At 40.2% G+C, this 18142-nt stretch carries 15 protein-coding genes; 8 read left to right on the plus strand and 7 right to left on the minus strand.

Annotation, left to right across the window (positions count from 1 at the left end; translation table 11 throughout):
* The first annotated feature begins 2 nt into the window (after nt 1-2).
* A complete protein-coding gene (locus tag QL989_RS07790; protein WP_290169529.1) occupies nt 3-2519 on the plus strand; it encodes an exo 1,3/1,4-beta-D-glucan glucohydrolase in 2517 nt (838 codons plus the stop codon).
* Between the two features lie 242 nt (nt 2520-2761).
* Nucleotides 2762-3388: a fumarylacetoacetate hydrolase family protein gene (locus QL989_RS07795; protein WP_138622625.1), complete on the plus strand. Its 627-nt coding sequence runs from the start codon at nt 2762-2764 to the stop codon at nt 3386-3388.
* Here the strand turns inward: QL989_RS07795 and QL989_RS07800 are convergent.
* The 3 genes from QL989_RS07800 to QL989_RS07810 all read right to left on the minus strand — a co-directional run bounded on the left by QL989_RS07800 (nt 3315) and on the right by QL989_RS07810 (nt 5912).
* Complete coding sequence (locus tag QL989_RS07800) at nt 3315-4253, minus strand: ABC transporter substrate-binding protein (protein ID WP_290169533.1); 939 nt, start codon at nt 4251-4253, stop codon at nt 3315-3317. The genes QL989_RS07795 and QL989_RS07800 overlap by 74 nt on opposite strands.
* Nucleotides 4254-4415: 162 nt before the next feature.
* Nucleotides 4416-5468, minus strand: a complete 1053-nt coding sequence (locus QL989_RS07805) for an aldo/keto reductase (protein WP_290169535.1) — start codon at nt 5466-5468, stop codon at nt 4416-4418.
* 12 nt (nt 5469-5480) lie between these two features.
* Nucleotides 5481-5912 (minus strand): thioesterase family protein, encoded by a 432-nt coding sequence (locus QL989_RS07810; protein WP_290169537.1) that lies wholly within the window; start codon nt 5910-5912, stop codon nt 5481-5483.
* Nucleotides 5913-6061: 149 nt separating this feature from the next.
* Here QL989_RS07810 and QL989_RS07815 point away from each other — a divergent pair, with 149 nt between their 5' ends.
* From QL989_RS07815 to QL989_RS07825, 3 genes are all read left to right on the plus strand, one after another.
* Nucleotides 6062-6238, plus strand: a complete 177-nt coding sequence (locus QL989_RS07815; RefSeq protein WP_290169539.1) for a hypothetical protein — start codon at nt 6062-6064, stop codon at nt 6236-6238.
* A gap of 72 nt (nt 6239-6310) precedes the next feature.
* Complete coding sequence (gene dinB / locus QL989_RS07820) at nt 6311-7366, plus strand: DNA polymerase IV (RefSeq protein ID WP_138571328.1); 1056 nt, start codon at nt 6311-6313, stop codon at nt 7364-7366.
* Nucleotides 7367-7476: 110 nt separating this feature from the next.
* Nucleotides 7477-9012, plus strand: a complete 1536-nt coding sequence (locus QL989_RS07825) for a leucyl aminopeptidase family protein (RefSeq protein WP_010390909.1) — start codon at nt 7477-7479, stop codon at nt 9010-9012.
* A 55-nt stretch (nt 9013-9067) separates the two neighbouring features.
* Here QL989_RS07825 and QL989_RS07830 read toward each other — a convergent pair whose 3' ends face one another.
* Together QL989_RS07830 and QL989_RS07835 are read right to left on the minus strand one after the other, a co-directional pair.
* Nucleotides 9068-10705 (minus strand): methyl-accepting chemotaxis protein, encoded by a 1638-nt coding sequence (locus tag QL989_RS07830; protein WP_109875278.1) that lies wholly within the window; start codon nt 10703-10705, stop codon nt 9068-9070.
* A 266-nt stretch (nt 10706-10971) separates the two neighbouring features.
* A complete protein-coding gene (locus QL989_RS07835; RefSeq protein ID WP_290169544.1) occupies nt 10972-13197 on the minus strand; it encodes a DPP IV N-terminal domain-containing protein in 2226 nt (741 codons plus the stop codon).
* Between the two features lie 107 nt (nt 13198-13304).
* On the opposite strand from QL989_RS07835, the gene QL989_RS07840 reads away from it, so the two are divergent.
* The gene (locus QL989_RS07840; RefSeq protein ID WP_010390912.1) at nt 13305-13703 is read left to right on the plus strand and encodes an HIT domain-containing protein; all 399 of its coding nucleotides are present in this window, start codon (nt 13305-13307) and stop codon (nt 13701-13703) included.
* A gap of 30 nt (nt 13704-13733) precedes the next feature.
* Nucleotides 13734-14264 carry a hypothetical protein gene (locus QL989_RS07845; RefSeq protein WP_290169547.1) on the plus strand — a complete coding sequence of 177 codons (531 nt, stop codon included), beginning with the start codon at nt 13734-13736 and terminating at the stop codon, nt 14262-14264.
* Nucleotides 14265-14326: 62 nt separating this feature from the next.
* On the opposite strand, the gene QL989_RS07850 is transcribed toward QL989_RS07845, so the two are convergent.
* Nucleotides 14327-16027, minus strand: coding sequence for a Zn-dependent hydrolase (locus tag QL989_RS07850; protein WP_290169549.1), 1701 nt, complete (start codon nt 16025-16027; stop codon nt 14327-14329).
* 282 nt (nt 16028-16309) lie between these two features.
* Here QL989_RS07850 and QL989_RS07855 point away from each other — a divergent pair, with 282 nt between their 5' ends.
* Nucleotides 16310-17149, plus strand: coding sequence for an HDOD domain-containing protein (locus QL989_RS07855; RefSeq protein WP_010390918.1), 840 nt, complete (start codon nt 16310-16312; stop codon nt 17147-17149).
* Between the two features lie 67 nt (nt 17150-17216).
* On the opposite strand, the gene rdgC is transcribed toward QL989_RS07855, so the two are convergent.
* The gene (gene rdgC, locus QL989_RS07860) at nt 17217-18128 is read right to left on the minus strand and encodes a recombination-associated protein RdgC (RefSeq protein ID WP_010390919.1); all 912 of its coding nucleotides are present in this window, start codon (nt 18126-18128) and stop codon (nt 17217-17219) included.
* Between the last annotated feature and the right edge of the window lie 14 nt (nt 18129-18142).

The raw sequence follows: 18142 nt of genomic DNA on the forward strand, positions 1-18142 counted from the left end.
TTATGATTATTAAACGCACTTTTTCAATCACTGCGCTGATGCTAGCAGCAATAACCAGCAGCGGTTGTTCGCAACCCTCTAACAGTGCTAGTGATGCGACAAGCCCAAAAGAAATTTGGCCAACAATAGAAACAGGTATTAAAAGCGATGCTCAAATGGAGCAAAAAATCGCTGATATGCTAAAGAATATGACGCTAGAGCAAAAAATAGCGCAAATGATCCAACCTGAAATCCGTAATATCACGGTTGAAGATATGCGTAAGTATGGTTTTGGTTCTTACTTAAATGGCGGTGGTTCGTTTCCAAACAATAATAAGCATGCAACCCCTGAAGATTGGGTTGATTTAGCAGAAAAGATGTATCAAGCATCGATTGATGACTCCCTTGATGGCAGCACAATCCCTACAATGTGGGGCACTGATGCGGTGCATGGACACAACAATGTTATTGGCGCGACCTTATTTCCGCATAATATTGGTTTAGGTGCTGCAAACAACTCTGCACTTATTGAAAAAATAGCCGCCGCTACTGCTCGAGAAGTAATGGTTACCGGTATAGATTGGGTATTTGCACCTACTGTTGCGGTGGTTCGTGATGACCGCTGGGGCCGTACTTACGAAGGATACTCTGAGGATCCTGAAATAGTGAAAGCGTATTCCGCTTCTATCGTTAAAGGGTTGCAAGGTGCTGTTGATGGCGATTTTTTATCAGATACGCGAGTAGTTAGCACCGTTAAGCACTTTTTAGGTGATGGTGGTACTGTCAATGGCGACGATCAAGGTAATAATATCGCCTCTGAAGAAGAGTTATTTGCGCTTCATGCACAAGGTTATGTAGGTGGTTTGAGTGCAGGTGCGCAAACGGTTATGGCTTCGTTTAACAGCTGGCATGGTAATAAAATACACGGTAACAAATACTTATTAACCGATGTACTAAAAGAAAAAATGGGTTTTGATGGCTTTGTTGTTGGCGATTGGAATGGCCATGGACAAGTTAAAGGCTGTTCAAATAGTAACTGTGCTCAAGCTGCTAATGCAGGCTTAGACGTGTACATGGCGCCTGATGAGTGGAAACCGCTATTTAGCAACTTGGTTAACCAAGCTAATAGCGGTGAAATCCCACTAAGCAGAATTAACGATGCGGTAACGCGTATCCTACGCGTTAAAATGCGTGCAGGGTTATTTGATAAACCAAGCCCCGCGAAGCGTCCTCTTTCTGGAAAAACTGAAATTATTGGTAGTAGCGATCACCGTGCAGTGGCTAAACAAGCTGTACGCGAATCTTTAGTATTACTTAAAAATAAGCAGCAGTTACTGCCATTATCGCCTAAGACCAACGTATTAGTCGCAGGCATAGGGGCTGATAACATCGGCATGCAGTCGGGTGGTTGGAGCGTTACGTGGCAAGGAACAGGCAATACCAACATTGACTTCCCTGGCGGCAGCTCTATTTACGCAGGTATTAAAGATACTGTAGAGCAAGCTGGTGGCAGTGCAGCGCTGAGTGTTGAAGGGGAATATAAAGCACGCCCAGATGTAGCCATTGTGGTGTTTGGTGAGCAACCATATGCAGAGGGTAATGGTGATGTTGATAACGTTGAATATCAGCGCGGTAATAAAAGCGACTTAGCGTTACTGCGAAAGTTTAAAGATGCGGGGATCCCTGTTGTATCATTATTTATTAGCGGTCGCCCAATGTGGGTTAATGCTGAGCTAAATGCCAGTGATGCGTTTGTTGCTATTTGGCTTCCAGGCAGTGAAGGTGATGCAATTAGTGATGTATTGTTTAAAAATGCAGACGGTTCAATTAACCACGACTTTAAAGGAAAGTTATCGTTTTCATGGCCTGATAACCCAGTCGATAATGAAAACCGCAACGATGAGGGTTACAGCCCATTACTCCCTTATGGTTTTGGCTTAACCTACGGTGATAGCAATGTACTTAAAGATGACTTGGTAGAGCAAACTCAACAGACTGAACAATTGGATGACTTAGTGTTGTTTGAGCGTGCTATAAAAGCACCATGGTCGTTGGTTTTAAAAAGTGGCGAGCAGCAAAAAACGGTGGCAAGTAGCCGTGAGTCATTAGGTGCTGTGAGCATCCAAACATTTGACAAAGAAGTGCAAGAAGATGCACGCGCCATTCGTTTTAATAGTCAAGCGTTGGCTGAGGTTAATTTAGCCGCGGCATTCCCATCTGACTTACGTTCATACGTTGAAAACAATGGCCAACTGCAAATGCAAATTAAAGTAGATAAAGGGGCAACAAGCCCGCTGTGGATTGCTATGGGTTGTGGTGAGAGTTGTCAGGGTAAGTTTGATATTACTGATAACCTTGAGCAATCAGGTCAATGGCAAACATTAAACATCAACTTAAGTTGTTTTGCAGAGCAGGGTGTTGATTTAGCACAAGTGTTCTCCCCTTGGCAGTTAAGCACGCAAGGTGATTGGCATGTATCTATTGCTAAGCTGGCTATTACAGCAAATGCTGCCGAGCAAAGTAGTGTTACTTGTAAGTAGTCAATAACCTATTAACAAACATCAATAAGCAGGTACTAAATGTACCTGCTTATTGCTTTAAAACCGCGTATACAAAAACCTACCAAATTAGTCCCTTCTTACTTTTATTCCATTCTATGTGATTGATTATATTCAGCTCAATAGTTATCATAAAAACATAATAAAACTGCATTCGCTTTTGCATTAATAATTTGAGAGTATGCCAAAATATTAAAAGCGTTATGTAATTAACAGGTGAGAGAATGAATCAAATAAAGCTGGCTTCGCAGAGCATACAGCCTTCAAAAATAGTCTGTGTGGGGCGCAATTACAGTGCGCATATTGCTGAATTAAACAACGAACACCCTGAGCAAATGGTAATTTTTAATAAGCCTAATAGCGCGATCACTAATACCTTACTCTCTTCCCATAACGGTGATACGTTGCATTATGAAACTGAATTATGCTTTGTGATAAAAAATAAGCAGCTTGCAGGCGTAGGGATTGGACTTGATTTGACTAAGCGAGCTTTGCAAAGCAGTTTAAAAGAAAAGGGCTTGCCGTGGGAACGTGCTAAAGCATTCGATGGCTCAGCATTATTTAGTGATTTTATTGAGTTAACGCCAGAAATGACATCGTTTATATTTGAATTACATATTGATGGTAAAGTCATTCAGCACGGAGAAACCCAGCTAATGTTGCACCAACCTGCGCAAATTCTGGCAGAGGTAAATGAGTTTATGGGTTTAGAAGAGGGCGATATTATTATGACCGGCACGCCTGCAGGCGTAGGGATGGTGAGCGCCGGGCGAGAGTTTAAAGTTGCTCTTTATTCTGACTCTGGTCAGCAGTGTTTATTGGAGCATCATTGGTCTGTGAATCAAAGTTAAGTACATATTGATTATAGGCTTTATTAAAGTCACCAAAGTGTTCATTTAACCAGTATTGTTGATTATTTTTGTATTGCTCTGAGGTTAAAATATTGTTTTTTAGTGCGTGATTAATTTTTTTAATTGCCATAGATGCAAAATTGTTTGGGGCATTAGTCGCACAGCCAACGGCTATTGGAACTAATTTATTTTTATTTTGGGCAATCGGTAGGTTTACAATATTTGATTGATTGCCTTTGCTAAAGTGGCTAGTGATAAATGGGTAATCAAGCGAGTAATCTAAAGAGCCGTGTTTTAAGCGCTCCATTACAACACCACTTTCATTATCACTACTCCAGCTCATAGAAACATTAGAGTGGGTTAATGAGTTTTCAATAATATTGTTAATCTGCACAGAAAAACGACGCGCATCAGCTTGACCGTAGGTGAAGTTTTTATCAGCAAGTAAACCCACTAAGTTGATAGGGTTACCATGCTTAGAGGTTAATTGAGGTGCTTTTGCCGCGGTAGTTATAATGTTATGTGGGGGATAAACCGCTGTAGGTAATGAATATAAAAACTGTTTATTTGCACTGCGTTTGTAAATAGCGCATGGAAAACAAACGTTCCTGCCCTCATCTATATATTTATTAATTCGCTTTTGCGGTAAAACTAAGCGGGTATGTTTCACCCCTTTTATGCTATGCATTAGCTGTTGTGTTAAATCATCGCATAAGCCAAGTTGTTTTGTTTCTTTGCTTAAATGAAACGGAGGGGTCTTACTTTGTAACCATAAAATTTCTTCTATTGGCTTTGCTGTTTTACTATGACTGCAAGTAGCAAAAGTAACCAAAATGCCAAGACATAAAAAACGAAGTGATTGCATTACAAATAGATCCGCCTAGAAAATTTGTTGCGTATTATACCGGTAGGGGCTAAAAAATAAACATAAAGAACAGCAAACAATCAATATTATCGAATTGTACTTTTTCCTTGCTGTTCTTTTAACCTGTCAGGCTGCAGATCTTGTTCGGTGATTAAATCGCCCCTAGTATGGCATTGGGTTATTTCTAAATATGCTATCAATTGCTGATAACGCATCATCATTGAGAGTTAGCTCAAACGCATCAATGTCTTCTTTTAGCTGCGTCATAGTAGTGGCACCAATAATAGATGAGGTAACGCCATCCACTTGATTACACCACGCTAGCGCCAATTGTGCTGGTGTAATGTTGTGTTCATGTGCAAGTTCAACATACTCTTTGGTCGCCTTTTGTGATTGTGGCGTATCACGAAAAATACCGTTACGCTGCATAAATGTCCAGCGAGAGCCTTCAGGGCGCGCTCCATTGAGGTACTTACCCGTTAATAGCCCAGCAGCCAGAGGTGACCAAGGTAGATAAGCAATATCTTCATGCACACATTGCTCTATTAAATAAGGCCAATCTTTCGCATGCGCTAAACTAAACTCATTTTGAATAGACACCATTTTTGGTAAGTTGTGCTCTTTGGCTAAATTTAAAAATTGGCTAATTCCCCACGGGGTGTCGTCAGAAAGTCCACAGTGTTTAATTTTACCCGCTTTAACACACACATCTAAGCCCTCTAAAATATCAAGCATGTCAGCGGTGTGTTGTTTTGCATCGACATCAGTAAATTTAAGCATGCCAGGCCATTGCCTTGCAAAATGAGGAGTGCGGCGATTTGGCCAATGTAATTGGTATAAGTCAATATAGTCGGTTTGTAGGCGTTTTAGAGACTGATCAACTGCATCAATAACAGCTTGGCGAGTAATATCACCACCATCACGGATCCATGAAAGCCCATTACCGGCAATTTTAGTTGCAATAACAATGTCTTTTCGTTTCTGTGAATTACGTGCAACCCAATTCCCTATAATGTCCTCAGTTTTACCATAAGTATCGGGGGAGGGAGGAACTGCATACATTTCTGCCGTATCAATAAAGTTAACACCACGGTCAAGAGCATAGGCTATCTGTTGGTCGGCATCATGCTGGGTGTTTTGTACTCCCCAAGTCATACTACCTAAACAGACCCTAGAAACACTAATATCACTACTGCCTAATTGACTATATTGCATTACTAATCCTAATTATTTGTTTTCTGAGTTTGCTTTTAAAGCCGATAACAAAGGTTCTGTGATCGTGGCTTTTTGCCCTGTTTTAAAGTCAAACATCACCACTTTTGACATGCCAGTGGTGGTTATCGCATTTTGCGCATGGCTAAATACACTGTAATTCATTACAAAGCGGTCAGATTTAATATCACTGATAGTAATACCTACGCTTAATGTGTCAGGAAACGTTACAGGGCGTTTGTAGCGAATATTATTTTCACTGATCACAGGGCCAGTGGCTTTAGCATTGATAGTATCAAATAAATTTAATTTATTTAAAAAGTCGATTCTGGCTATTTCAAAATAACGAAGATAAACACAGTTATTAACATGCTGTAGGGCATCCATATCGCCCCACGCTACAGTAATGTCGGTATGAATAGGGTGTTGTTGTTTAAACGTTTCCATGTATTTATAGCTCTTGGTTTTAAAGTATTTAGATTAGCAACATGGTCGGATGAGCTCAAGGGAATTATAGTTGGCAAAAATTCTAGGGCTAAAATTGTACCTCCTTGAATTCATGACTATAGTAACTATTAACACACAAGGAGATAACGATGCAGAATATGATTAATTGGTTATTGGCATGCACTGTTTTTATAGCTTCGTTCACTTGTTACGCTATGGGTAATGAGGCAGGAGCGATTATTTTGATTTTACTAGGCTTTTCTTTAGAAGTACTATTTTGGATGTATTGTTTTAATAAGCCTAAGAAAAATAGTCGCTCTTTTTAAATAACAACAAGCTTGCTAATTAGCAGCGATTCCACAATAATGGCTGTATAAATAAACAGTTGTTATTGTGTGATGAAAAAGTTTATTCATATAGATATGGACTGCTTTTATGCAGCCGTTGAAATGCGCGACAACCCCAAGCTTGCAAGTGTACCGCTGGCAATTGGCGGTAACAGTCGCCGTGGAGTGCTCTCTACCGCTAATTATATTGCCAGAGAATATGGTGTGCGCTCTGCTATGTCTAACTATCATGCCAAACAGCTTTGCCCCGATTTAGTTATTGTGCCGGGGAGAATGGCTGTTTATAAACAAGTATCAACTCAAATCCGCGCTATATTTAACCGCTATACTGATCTTGTAGAGCCTCTTTCACTTGATGAAGCGTACCTAGATGTTACCGACAGTACTGCATTTAAAGGCAGTGCAACGTTAATTGCTGAGCAGATCCGCACCGATATTTTTAATACCACAGGGCTGACCGCTTCTGCGGGGATTGCGCCAATTAAATTTATAGCCAAAATTGCTAGCGATGAAAATAAACCCAATGGCCAATTTGTAGTATTGCCTGAGCAAGTTGACTCGTTTTTAGCCCAATTACCACTAGGTAAAATTCCAGGAGTGGGTAAGGTAACCTTGGAGAAGCTTAATTTAAAAGGGTTGTACACGGGCCAAGATGTTCGCGAAAAAGGGGCTAATTGGATGCAGCAACATGTGGGGAATTTTGGCGTGTCGTTATATCAAAAATGTATGGGGGAGCATATAGGGCGGGTTTCAACTGAGCGGATTCGTAAGTCATTGAGCGTGGAGCATACTTATGAATACAACAAAAATAGTCTTGATGAGTGCTTGGAGCAATTACCGCAACTGTTAGGTGAGCTCGAGGTTAGATTAAACAAACAGCAGCTACAAAATAAAATTAACAAGTTAAGTGTTAAAGTTAAATTTGCTAATTTTGTTGTGACCTCAGCAGATCAAGCGAATCATCAATTAAACACGGCTATTTTTAAAGAGTTACTCGCCAAAGCCTATCAACGCGGATTACAACAACCTGTGCGTTTATTAGGAATTGGTGTTGGTATTAAAAACCAACCAGAGCATAATTTACAGCTGAGTATTTTAGACGTGTAAAAGGTGTAACTCTAGGTTGCCAGTAAGTATGCAGATTACCGCAGTTTACTGGTTATAAATTGCTAAATAAATAATAATAGGGGCTACGTTTTCTAACAGGATCCTTTTTTATGGCATATCCAAAAGCAGTGCTGGCTCAGCCAGTTAGTGCAAGCCTAGATTGTGCATCACACGATGCACTAATTATTATCAGCGATGACTTTTCTCACATACCAAATACGCCTCTGCGCGATGCAATTTTAAATCAAGCTCAAGTAGACTCTCGCATAGGTAATCAAGTTACCTTGCTAGTAATTGCCGGTAAACGTGTTGTATTAGCCCCAACAGGCCCTTTAAATAGAGATTATGATGATGTACGTCGCTATTTTGATGCGGCTAAATTAGCCATTAACGAGGCTAAAGCGTCAGGCAGTGTTAACCCCGCTATTTACTTACCTGCTTTAAATACCGACAGCCGTTACCAACACGCGCTGGAAGTGGCCTATTTAGGCGCATGCCAAGCATTATGGCAGCCTCTTGAAGCACGTGAATTTCATGGTCATGGTATTGAGCCAATTACTCAAATCGGTTTAATTGATGCCAATGAGCAAACGATTAAAGCAGTCAATGCATTAGCAGCTGGACAATATGCTGCACGTGATTTATGTGGTACCGAGCCTGAACGTATGGCACCACCACGCTTTGCTGATTACTGTAGCGAACTATTTAATAATAGCGCAGTGAGCGTTGATGTGATTGATGACTTGGCTGCCATTGATAAACACTATCCGATGCTAAGTACTGTTGCTCGTGCATCTTATGCAGTAGAGCGTCATCATCCACGCGTTGTTAAACTTGAATATGTACCAGAGGGTGAAGTAACACGCACACTGATGTTTGTTGGTAAAGGCTTAGTTTATGACACAGGCGGTGCAGATTTAAAAGTAGGCGGCTACATGGCAGGTATGAGCCGAGATAAAGGCGGTGCGGCTTCTGTGGCTGGATTTATGAAAGCAGTTGCTGATTACCAACCTAAAGGCGTTAAAGTGATTGCCTTTTTAGCAGTGGTACGTAACTCAATTGGTTCAGATTGTTTTGTTCCTGATGAAATTATTACTAGCCGTGAAGGTGTGCGAGTGCGCATTGGTAATACTGATGCCGAAGGGCGTCTAGCGATGGGTGATTTACTTAGTGAAATGAAAGATTTGGCTGTAAACGAAATAAACCCAACGCTGTTTACTGTGGCTACTTTAACAGGGCATGCTGCACGTGCGATGGGACCATATGGTGCTTATGTAGAAAATGGGCCAGCACGTAGTGCTAATATTTCACGTCAATTAGCTGATTGTGGTGATTTATGGGCTGACGGTGCAGAAGTATCCCGTTCACGTCGTGAAGATTATGACTTTATAAAGCCACGTACTTTAGCCGATGACGTACTCTCTAGTAATAATGCAGCTTCTGCTGTTACAGCGCGCGGCCATCAATTTCCTATGGCATTTTTAGCTGTGGTAGGCGGATTAGATAAACATGGCAGTGAATCAGCACTACCACTTCCTTATGTGCATATGGATATTGCCGGTAGTGGCGTTGAAGGCGGCGATTGGCAACATGGTAAACCAACTGCGGCGTCAGTAAGCAGTTTATTTGCCCGCTACTGTTTATAATTCTCTATATAAACATGTCTAAAAAGCCCTGAAAATCAGGGCTTTTTTAATTGAGTTAACTCAGCTTAAAGCGCGATACCACGCTAGATAATTCAACACTGCTTTGTTTGAGTTTGTCGCTGGCAAGGGTTAAATCCTTAGTATTACCTAATGATTGCTCCGTTGATTGCGAAAGATCGTTAATTCTTAAGTTTACTTCATCTGCGGCCGATGTTTGCTGCTCTGTTGCTCTTGCAATTTGGCCGTTCATATCGGTGATCACCGATACTAACCTGTCTATTTCATCCAGTGATGTATTTGCTGAAGAGGCTTGTTCAACCGTAGAAATAGAAATTTCTTGGCTAGATTTTACCGCCTCAACTGCGGCTTTAGCGCCTTCTTGCAGTTTAGCTATCATGGCTTGAATTTCATCAGTGCTTTTACCCGTTCGACTTGCTAAGGTTCTTACTTCATCGGCTACGACGGCAAAGCCTCTACCATGTTCACCTGCCCGTGCAGCCTCAATGGCTGCATTGAGTGCCAACAGGTTAGTTTGCTCTGCAATACTTCTTATTACATCAAGCACCGAACCAATATTATTACTCTCTTGAGCAAGATCAGCGGTTACTTTGCTTACGGTTTCTATATTACTCGAGAGGGTTTCAATGGCGGTAATCGTTTTAGATACTACATTTTTGCCCGTTGATGCATTACTGGCAGTATCATTTGCGGCTTGTTCAGCGGCTTCGGCATTACGGCTAACATCATGAATTTGATGAGTCATTTCCTCCATTGCAGCGGCTACTTGGGTGCTACTGTCGTTTTGAAGCTCAATAAACGACTGGCTGGTTTTGCTAGAATCATCGACTGCATGGGCATGCTCGTTGACATCGTTTGCGCTTTTGGCAACCAGCACCAAAGACTCTCTAATTTTGGATACAAATAAGTTAAATGACCTCGAAAGTTGAGATATTTCATCATTACCATTTTCGTTGAGAGTACGAGTTAAATCCCCCTCACCTTGAGAGATATCTTTCATCATCTGCGCTGCTAAACGAGTGGGCGTTAAAATGCTTCGGCCAATAAAGTAGCTAAATAACACCACCACAATAATCATAATAACAACGTTAATAATGATGATAGTGCGCTGCTGCGAAAAGGCACTGTCTATGGTATCAAGATAAACTCCCGAGCCGATTATCCATTGCCACTGATCAAAACCTTTAACAAACGCAATTTTATCTACGGGGTTGTCATTACCGGGCTTTGGCCATTTATAAGGCACATAACCTTCGCCGGATTGTTTTACAACGCTAACCATCTCAACAAATAACGGGGTGCCATCAGGGTCTTTATTATTAGTTAAATCTTTTCCCTCAAGAGCTGGTTTTATTGGGTGCATTACCATGGCTGGCTGGTAATTATTGATCCAAAAATAGTTAGTGTCATCATAGCGCAATGAGCGGATTGAGGCGATTGCTTGAGATTGTGCCTGTTGGCGAGTGAGTGTTTGGTTTTGTTCAAGGGCTGCATAGTGCTTAATAGTGCTATATGCAGTTTCTACCACATTTTTAGTTTTAAGGTATTGCTCGTTTTTGAGCGCTTGGTATTGGTTACTCAAGCTCGAAATACTCAATACAATTAAACCAAATATTACAATCCCTACTAAAATGGCTAGACGTTGAAATATAGTAAAACGACGGAGATTTAGCATAAACATGTTCCTGTATAAGAGCATTACTTCTCTTTAATAAGCATAGTTAAAATATAGGCTAATAGAGCTTTATTTTCATAATATTGAATTTTTATATTTAGTTGTTAGCGGTTAATTTAAATACAATACAAGTTGCGCGCTCAGGCTTAGATTTTTAGTTACCCTATGCTTAAATGGATTTAATTATTGTTTGTTGACGTTTCAATATATCTTATTTGCATAAAAAAAGGCTGATACTTGTATCAGCCTTTAGTCGAATAACTTAGTTAGTTTGTATTAAAATTACGGTTAAAGAAGTTAGTAATAGTTTGATGTAAATGAGTTTGAACTTGTTTACCGCGAAGACTATGTTTTGAGCCTGGGTAAGTCATCATTTCAAACTGTTGATTGTTATCTTGCAGCTGTTTAAACAATTTTGTTGCATGGGTAAACAACACGTTGTCATCGGCCATACCATGGTAAATCATTAATGGGCCTTTAAGGCCTTCAGCATATGGGAAAACAGCACTGTCGGTATAACCTTGCGCATTTGTATCAGGGTGACCCAAGTAACGCTCGGTGTAGTGAGTATCGTATAAGGCCCAGTCAGTTACAGGAGCGCCAGAAACACCGGCACTAAAGTAATCGCCTGCTTTAAACATGGTCATTAGCGCCATATAACCACCGTAGCTGTGACCATAAATACCAATGCGTGCAGGGTCTACGTAATCAAGTGTACGTAAAAACTCAACGCCTTTAATCTGATCAGCTACTTCAACAACACCTAAATTTTTATATATTGCATCTTCAAACTTTTTACCACGATTATAAGAGCCGCGGTTATCTAGTTGAAAAATAACATAACCTTGTTGCGCCATATATTGAAAATATAAGTTTTTACTACGCCAACTATTAGTTACTCGCTGAGCATGAGGGCCGCCATACACGTTAACAATAACTGGGTGCTTTTTACCCTTAGCCATGTTTGTAGGTTTAAATAAACGGTAATGCATAACTTGGCCATCTTCAGCGGTAATAGTACCGTACTCAGGCTTTGCTAAATCGGTTAAAAAGGGAGTTAGTGGGTGAGAGTCGTCTAGTTTATTCTCTTCAAGCCACGTAATAAACTCTCCATTGATTTTGCGCAGCGCTGCTGAATTTGGCTTATTCACCGATGAACTAGTGTCAATGAAGGTTTTGTTATCTTTTGCCAGTACAACATTGTGGTATTGGCCTTTTTCAGTAATGCGCTTAATTGCCCCTTTTTTAAATAAAGGCGCACTGTATAAGTGACTTTCAAGCGCAGTATCTTTACGCGCTGCAAAGTAAACTATACCATTTTTTTCATCTACGCCTTTTAAGCTATCAACAACCCAGTCACCAGTAGTTATTTGACGAATAAGTTGGCCATTATTAGCATACAAATAAAGGTGCTTAAATCCATCTCGCTCCGAGGCCCACACAAAATGTTTTTTATCTTTTAAAAACTCAAGATCAAAATGTAGGTTTATCCAAGTATCGCTTTTTTCAGTTAATGCGACGGTTTGCTGTTTTGTTTTACTGTTGTAAAAGCGTAATTCTAAATTGTGCTGAGAACGATTTTGCCACTGGTAAGACAGGGTGTTGCTATCGTTTAACCATTTAGCACGAGCGATATAAATATCTTTATCTTCACCTAAGTCAATCCAGTCAACCATTTGGTCATTAAGCTTTACAACGCCAAGTTGAATGTCAACATTGTTAGTGCCAGTAAATGGATAGCGCTGATTAAATAGCTTTACTTCATCAGCATAAATTTCGTTACGAATCGCTTCTTGAACAGGGCTTTCATCAACGCGAGTAAAGGCGATTTTAGATTCATCATTTGCCCACCAATAACCGGTCATGCGGCTCATTTCTTCTTGCGCCACAAATTCGGCCATGCCGTTTTTAATAACGCCACCGCCATCTTTACTTAACTGAATTTCTTTACCTGAAGCCAGTTCTAATGCGAAGAGGTTTTGCTCACGAACAAACGACACAAAATTACCTTTTGGAGAAAAGCGCGCATCGGTTTCAAATGCTTCAGTGTTAGTCAGCTTTTTACTATTTTTTGTTTTTAAGTCGAAGTAATAAAGGTCGCCATTAAGAGGAAATAATAACGCTTTACCATCTTTTGACCATTTGTATTCAAGAATACCTTTACCAAAAATACGCTGGCGTTCACGGCGTGCTTTTTCTTCATCTGACAGGTTTTCTGGGCCTGAAAATAATTGCGCTGAATCAACGAGCAATCGGTTGGTGTTATCTTTTAAATTATATTCCCATAAATCATAGCGGTTATAGTCATCTGCTTTACCTTGTAAGTAGGTAACACGGCTACCATCGGGAGAAAACTTAAGTTGTACCGGAGATTTGCCAGCTAAGCTTGGATCATCAAATATACGCTCAAGCGTTAACGGCTTTGCTTGAACGCTTAATGCGCCCGCCATCAGGGGGATTGCCAGTGAGAGGTGTTTTAGTTTTTTTAACACAGGATTGCCTTTACTTACATAAAATTATCCCCGATGGTAAAGCACAAGCGTGTGCAACTGCAACTAAATGCTATAAAGTGTGAAGTAAAATAACCTAAGGATTTAACATGCGCGAAACATCATTTACCTTAGCCCCAGAGCTGACAAGAGATTGTATTGAACTGGCCGATTGGCCTCTTTGTAAGGTATTACTACTAAATGACAGCCAATACCCATGGTTTATATTAGTTCCTAGAATAGCGGGTTTAAAAGAGATAATAGATTTAACCGAGCAGCAACAAATTACTTATTTACAAGAGTCGGCTAAGCTCAGCCATTTATTAATTGAGGTGTTTAATCCTGATAAGTTAAATGTGGCCGCGCTTGGCAATATGGTTCCGCAATTACATATTCATCATATAGCGCGTTTTAAAACAGATATTGCATGGCCTGCGCCGGTATGGGGCAAGTTTCCAAGTGTCCCTTATACTAATGAGCAGATAGAGCAATTAAAAACGCATTTTTAAAATCAGAATGGGTTACTTTGAGGAGATAGTATGAAATTAATAAAACAACTCTGCACTAGTGTATTTATAGCAGCCATTGCTGTTTCAACAGTAATAGCGAGCGAGCAGCCGGTAGCTACGGATGTAGTAAATAACGTTAGCATTAAAAACTTTGCAGCACATAACAACCTGATTTTTTCAGCAGCGCAACCGACTAAAGAGCAGTTTAAGCAATTATCGCAAGCCAAGGTAAAGCATGTTATTAATTTACGTGCAGCAGATGAGCAAGACTGGGATGAAGGCGCGTTAGTCAACTCTTTAGGAATGAGCTACCACGTAATCGAGATTGCGGGTGCAAAAGACGTAAACACTGATAATGCAAAGCAGTTAGCCAATCTTTTAGAGCAACTTAAAGGTGAGTCGGTGGTTGTTCATTGTGCAAGTAGCAACCGTGTTGGCGCGTTAATGGCTATTTCAGCCCATCAGCAAGGTACAGATATAGAGTATGCGATTGAAATCGGTAAGCAGTGGGGAATGGCAAGCCTTGAACCGGTTGTACGCAAAGTGATGAATGACAAATAAGCATACTGATAAGTAATAAAAAAGCGTTACAATGTAACGCTTTTTTATTTAATTAGCTTTTGTTAATTAAGGCCAAGCACATCTTTGCCTTGTTTGAAGGTCACATCTACAGGGATGTTCGCTTTGCTTAACTTTTCTAAATCTTTAGCAAGTTCCGCTTTAATATCGCCATGAGTGGCAATAAGTTGATCTACTTTTTCGTAATCACCGTCACCTTGTAGAGTTAAAATAAGGCGCGATAACTTTGCCATAGCATCCCCCATTTTATCCATGTTGATGCTATAAAGCCCGTCTTCATTTTTAGAAAAAGCACCTTCTTGAGCAAAAAAGTTAAAGCGGATCATGTTTGCTTTACCATGTGCACTTGAGGCACCGAAGCGCACTGAGCGGAAAATACCCGCCATAAAGGTGGTGTAGTAATCTTCTAACGTCCCTTCAGTGATCTCACCTTTTTTAAGTAACTGTTCAACCATGTATAAACCAAGAATATCGGCTTTACCTTCTTCTAAAGCACTAGCATGTTCTTGAAGTGATTGGCGAACGGTACCTTTACCCGTTAAGGTGTTTTTAATCCCTAAACCGTGAGCCACTTCATGGAACATGGTATTGGCAAAAAATGCATCAAAGGTAATGTGTTTGCGTTGCTCTGGCACAATTAACTGCTCTGAGATAGGCACTAAAATTTTATCAAACTTCGCACGCATTGCGTTTTTAAGCTGTAAACGACGTGTGCCTTTTTCTAATTGCACTTGCTCATCATTGGGCAAGTTAATTGCAATGGTTTTACTGCCAGCATTTGAGTGCCCAGCATAATAAACAACATCATAGGCATTTAAGTCGGCATCTGAGCCCGGTACTTCTTGCTTGTATTTGCTATCGACAGGTAAGCCTTTTTGCAACTCAGGTAAAAACGCTGCAAATTTCGCTAGTCGCTCGCTCCACTTTAAATCTTTAATAAGAACATACGATTCATAAGCTGCGCGGTAACCAAATAATTGGTCTTCGTAGTTTTCAATTGGGCCAATAACGACATCAATTGGATTATTTTTCATATCCATCCAAGCGAAGTCAGAGGCTTGGAAGTCATCGCTTTGTATTGCGTCAGCTCGTAAGTTTAAGTAGTTGGCGAATTCTTGATCGTCGGCTAGTTTGCTGGCTTCTCTAAGTAACTCTGCAGCTTGAGCAAGCTCTACTGCATACTCTTCTGAATAAGGTGTGCTGTATAAATTACCAAGCTCATCGCGTTTAATCAGTGAGTAAAGACCTGTTTTATCTTTTACATCAGCGTTAGTAAGCTCTTCTTTGGTGATGTCGGCTGGGTAAAAGCCTGCACCAAGCGGTTTTTCTTTATAGCCTGATAAGAATACTTCATCGCCGTTTAAGCGATCCCATGGGCCATAGTTAATATCAGCAAACTGACGTACTTTTTCATCATCTAGTTGTGCTAAAAAGTCTTTTTTATCTTTACCAAATGCTTGCTTCCAGAATAAATCATCCATAATTTTTGAAGCATCAATAAGTTTAGCTACCATAGCTTTTTGATTGTCAGACAAGTGTGATAAGTCACTTTGTAAACTAAAGTCTGTGTATATGTCTAAGCGTTGACGGTCAATATTAACAAGCGCTGGCCCTGAAGGCGTTTGAGAAGCCGTTGGCGCTGAGCTTTGCGGCGTATTACTTGAAGATGGTGCTTGCTCAGAGCAGGCACTAAGAAAAACAGCGCCAGAGAGCAGTATTGCTTGGCTAATTTTATTTAAGATCATTATATTGCCTTTAAAAAGTCTATTTTATAACTTGTATACTGTAAGTTAAGGTACTGAAAGCGTGTTAATGTGCCTTAGCATGTTTGCATTAAAGCAAAACACACTAGCAAATAGCAAGTATTAGGCGTTAGTGCGCATAAATCAGTGGGGCACTAGTAAATAATCAATAATTATCTACAATTTTTTCTACTTTGGGTATATGTTTAGTACTGCTAAGCTTTGAAATAATTAATAATATAAGACTTGCTGTAAAGTGTAGGTCATTAAGCAAAGGGATATTTTATGTCTACAGAAAATGCCTTACTCACAATTTTGGTTGACAGAATTAACAACGACACACTGGTGTTACCTACGTTACCAGAGGTAGCTATTAAGGTTCGTCAAGCCGCTGACAATCCAGATGTAAATTTGATGCAAATGTCAGATGCAATAGCACATGACCCTGCACTGTCTGCGCGAATGATTAAAGTAGCAAATAGTGCCATTATGGGTCGTGCTGTAAAGGTGTCTAACTTACATCAAGCAGTGACACGTATTGGCTTAAGGCAAATAAAAAATATAGCTACAGCCATGGCAATGGAGCAGCTGTTTGTATCTAATAATGAGCTAATAAAGGGATACATGGGCAAGGCGTGGCAAAAAACGCTGCATGTGGCCTCGCATTCTATTTCATTGATGGAGTTTTACTTAAAAAGAAATACTCACACTTCGCTTAACCGTGATGCCATTACACTAGCTTCATTGGTTTATAATATTGGGGTGTTACCGATTTTAACTGAGGCTGAGCGACACCCAGAAGTGTTTGCCAATCCGAGTTTTTTAGCGCATGCAATTCAACGTTTAAGCGGTAAAATTGGTGGCTCAATAATGAAAGCATGGGAATTCCCTGATGTGTTTGTAGAGGTTGCACAGCACTGGGCTGATGTTAACTATCGCTCTACTGAAGTGAGTTATATCGACTTTATTCGCATTGGCGCAATCCTTGAGGGAACCCTACAAGTATCAGATAAATCTGCGGCGCTACAAACCTATATTGATAAAGGCATTTTTCCTTCATTAGAAATGTTAGAGAGTGAGGAATACTTGCACATGGTTGAAGATGTAAAAGAAATGTTTAGCTAAATTTTTGAACAATAAAAAGCACGATTAGTATCGTGCTTTTTATTTGTAATACTATTTAATAAAGCTTTTACGCTAAATCGTCTGCATCACCTAAGCCTTGAGTAAGCTCTTCAAGAAGCTGTTTAATTTCCTCAGATGCAAGAATAAAGTCAGCGTCTAGTTTAACCGCCATATCTTCTTTAGGAATATCGGCATTTTCTTCTTTAAGTGTTTCGCTATAGCTTAAACGTTTAATTGAACCATCGTTTTGTAGCATAAACTTAACGCGTTCTTGCCAATCCAAGGCAAGCTTAGTGACGCGTTTACCACTTTCAAGGTGCGATTTTACTTCGTCACACGCTAAGTCATGGCCTTTAAGCTTAACTTGGGCTCCACTGTCATCCGCTTCTTCAAGCTCAGCATCAGAGCCTATAGCGAAGCCCTCTGGAGTACTAAAGTTAGTAAGCCAGTCAGTTAAAAACACATCTAAATCATAGTTAGCAAACGCAGGAACAACGGGTAGCGTACCTAATGATTTACGTAGTAACGCCAGAAGCTCTTCAGCTTTATTAAAGCTTGCGCTATTAACTACAACCCAACCATTTTCCTGGTCTATGAACGCAAACTGTAGGCTCGACTTTTTAAATGCTTGTGGCAGTAGCGTGTGCAAGATGTTTTCTTTTAATTCATCTTTTTCTTTTTTCTTTACTGGTCGATTTTCTTCAGCTTCAATCTGATCAACCTTCTCTGCAACAAGCTCATTTATTACAGATGCCGGTAACACTTTCTCTTCACGCTTGGCACACACTAAAATACTTTTTTGTGAAAAGTGAGACAAAGTTTCACCATGTTTACCAAATGCTTTTGTCCAGCCAAATGTCGCCAACTCTTGGCCAGTACATGGACGAAATAGATCTTGTTCTAACGCCTTGTCAAAGTCTTCTTGAGTGTACGAAACGTCTTGTTTAAAGCGATAGCATATAAGGTTACTAAACCACATAGGGAAATGATCCA

The sequence above is a fragment of the Pseudoalteromonas sp. APC 3224 genome (assembly GCF_030407535.1).
In the GTDB taxonomy this organism is placed as follows: Bacteria; Pseudomonadota; Gammaproteobacteria; order Enterobacterales; family Alteromonadaceae; genus Pseudoalteromonas.

Excerpts from the sequence above, each read along its gene's own strand:
- QL989_RS07790 (WP_290169529.1), top strand. The coding sequence starts at position 3 with ATGATTATTAAACGCACTTTTTCAATCACTGCGCTGATGCTAGCAGCA.
- QL989_RS07795 (WP_138622625.1), top strand. The coding sequence starts at position 2,762 with ATGAATCAAATAAAGCTGGCTTCGCAGAGCATACAGCCTTCAAAAATA.
- QL989_RS07800 (WP_290169533.1), bottom strand. The coding sequence starts at position 4,253 with ATGCAATCACTTCGTTTTTTATGTCTTGGCATTTTGGTTACTTTTGCT.
- QL989_RS07805 (WP_290169535.1), bottom strand. The coding sequence starts at position 5,468 with ATGCAATATAGTCAATTAGGCAGTAGTGATATTAGTGTTTCTAGGGTC.
- QL989_RS07810 (WP_290169537.1), bottom strand. The coding sequence starts at position 5,912 with ATGGAAACGTTTAAACAACAACACCCTATTCATACCGACATTACTGTA.
- QL989_RS07815 (WP_290169539.1), top strand. The coding sequence starts at position 6,062 with ATGCAGAATATGATTAATTGGTTATTGGCATGCACTGTTTTTATAGCT.
- dinB (WP_138571328.1), top strand. The coding sequence starts at position 6,311 with ATGAAAAAGTTTATTCATATAGATATGGACTGCTTTTATGCAGCCGTT.
- QL989_RS07825 (WP_010390909.1), top strand. The coding sequence starts at position 7,477 with ATGGCATATCCAAAAGCAGTGCTGGCTCAGCCAGTTAGTGCAAGCCTA.
- QL989_RS07830 (WP_109875278.1), bottom strand. The coding sequence starts at position 10,705 with ATGCTAAATCTCCGTCGTTTTACTATATTTCAACGTCTAGCCATTTTA.
- QL989_RS07840 (WP_010390912.1), top strand. The coding sequence starts at position 13,305 with ATGCGCGAAACATCATTTACCTTAGCCCCAGAGCTGACAAGAGATTGT.
- QL989_RS07845 (WP_290169547.1), top strand. The coding sequence starts at position 13,734 with ATGAAATTAATAAAACAACTCTGCACTAGTGTATTTATAGCAGCCATT.
- QL989_RS07850 (WP_290169549.1), bottom strand. The coding sequence starts at position 16,027 with ATGATCTTAAATAAAATTAGCCAAGCAATACTGCTCTCTGGCGCTGTT.
- QL989_RS07855 (WP_010390918.1), top strand. The coding sequence starts at position 16,310 with ATGTCTACAGAAAATGCCTTACTCACAATTTTGGTTGACAGAATTAAC.
- rdgC (WP_010390919.1), bottom strand. The coding sequence starts at position 18,128 with ATGTGGTTTAGTAACCTTATATGCTATCGCTTTAAACAAGACGTTTCG.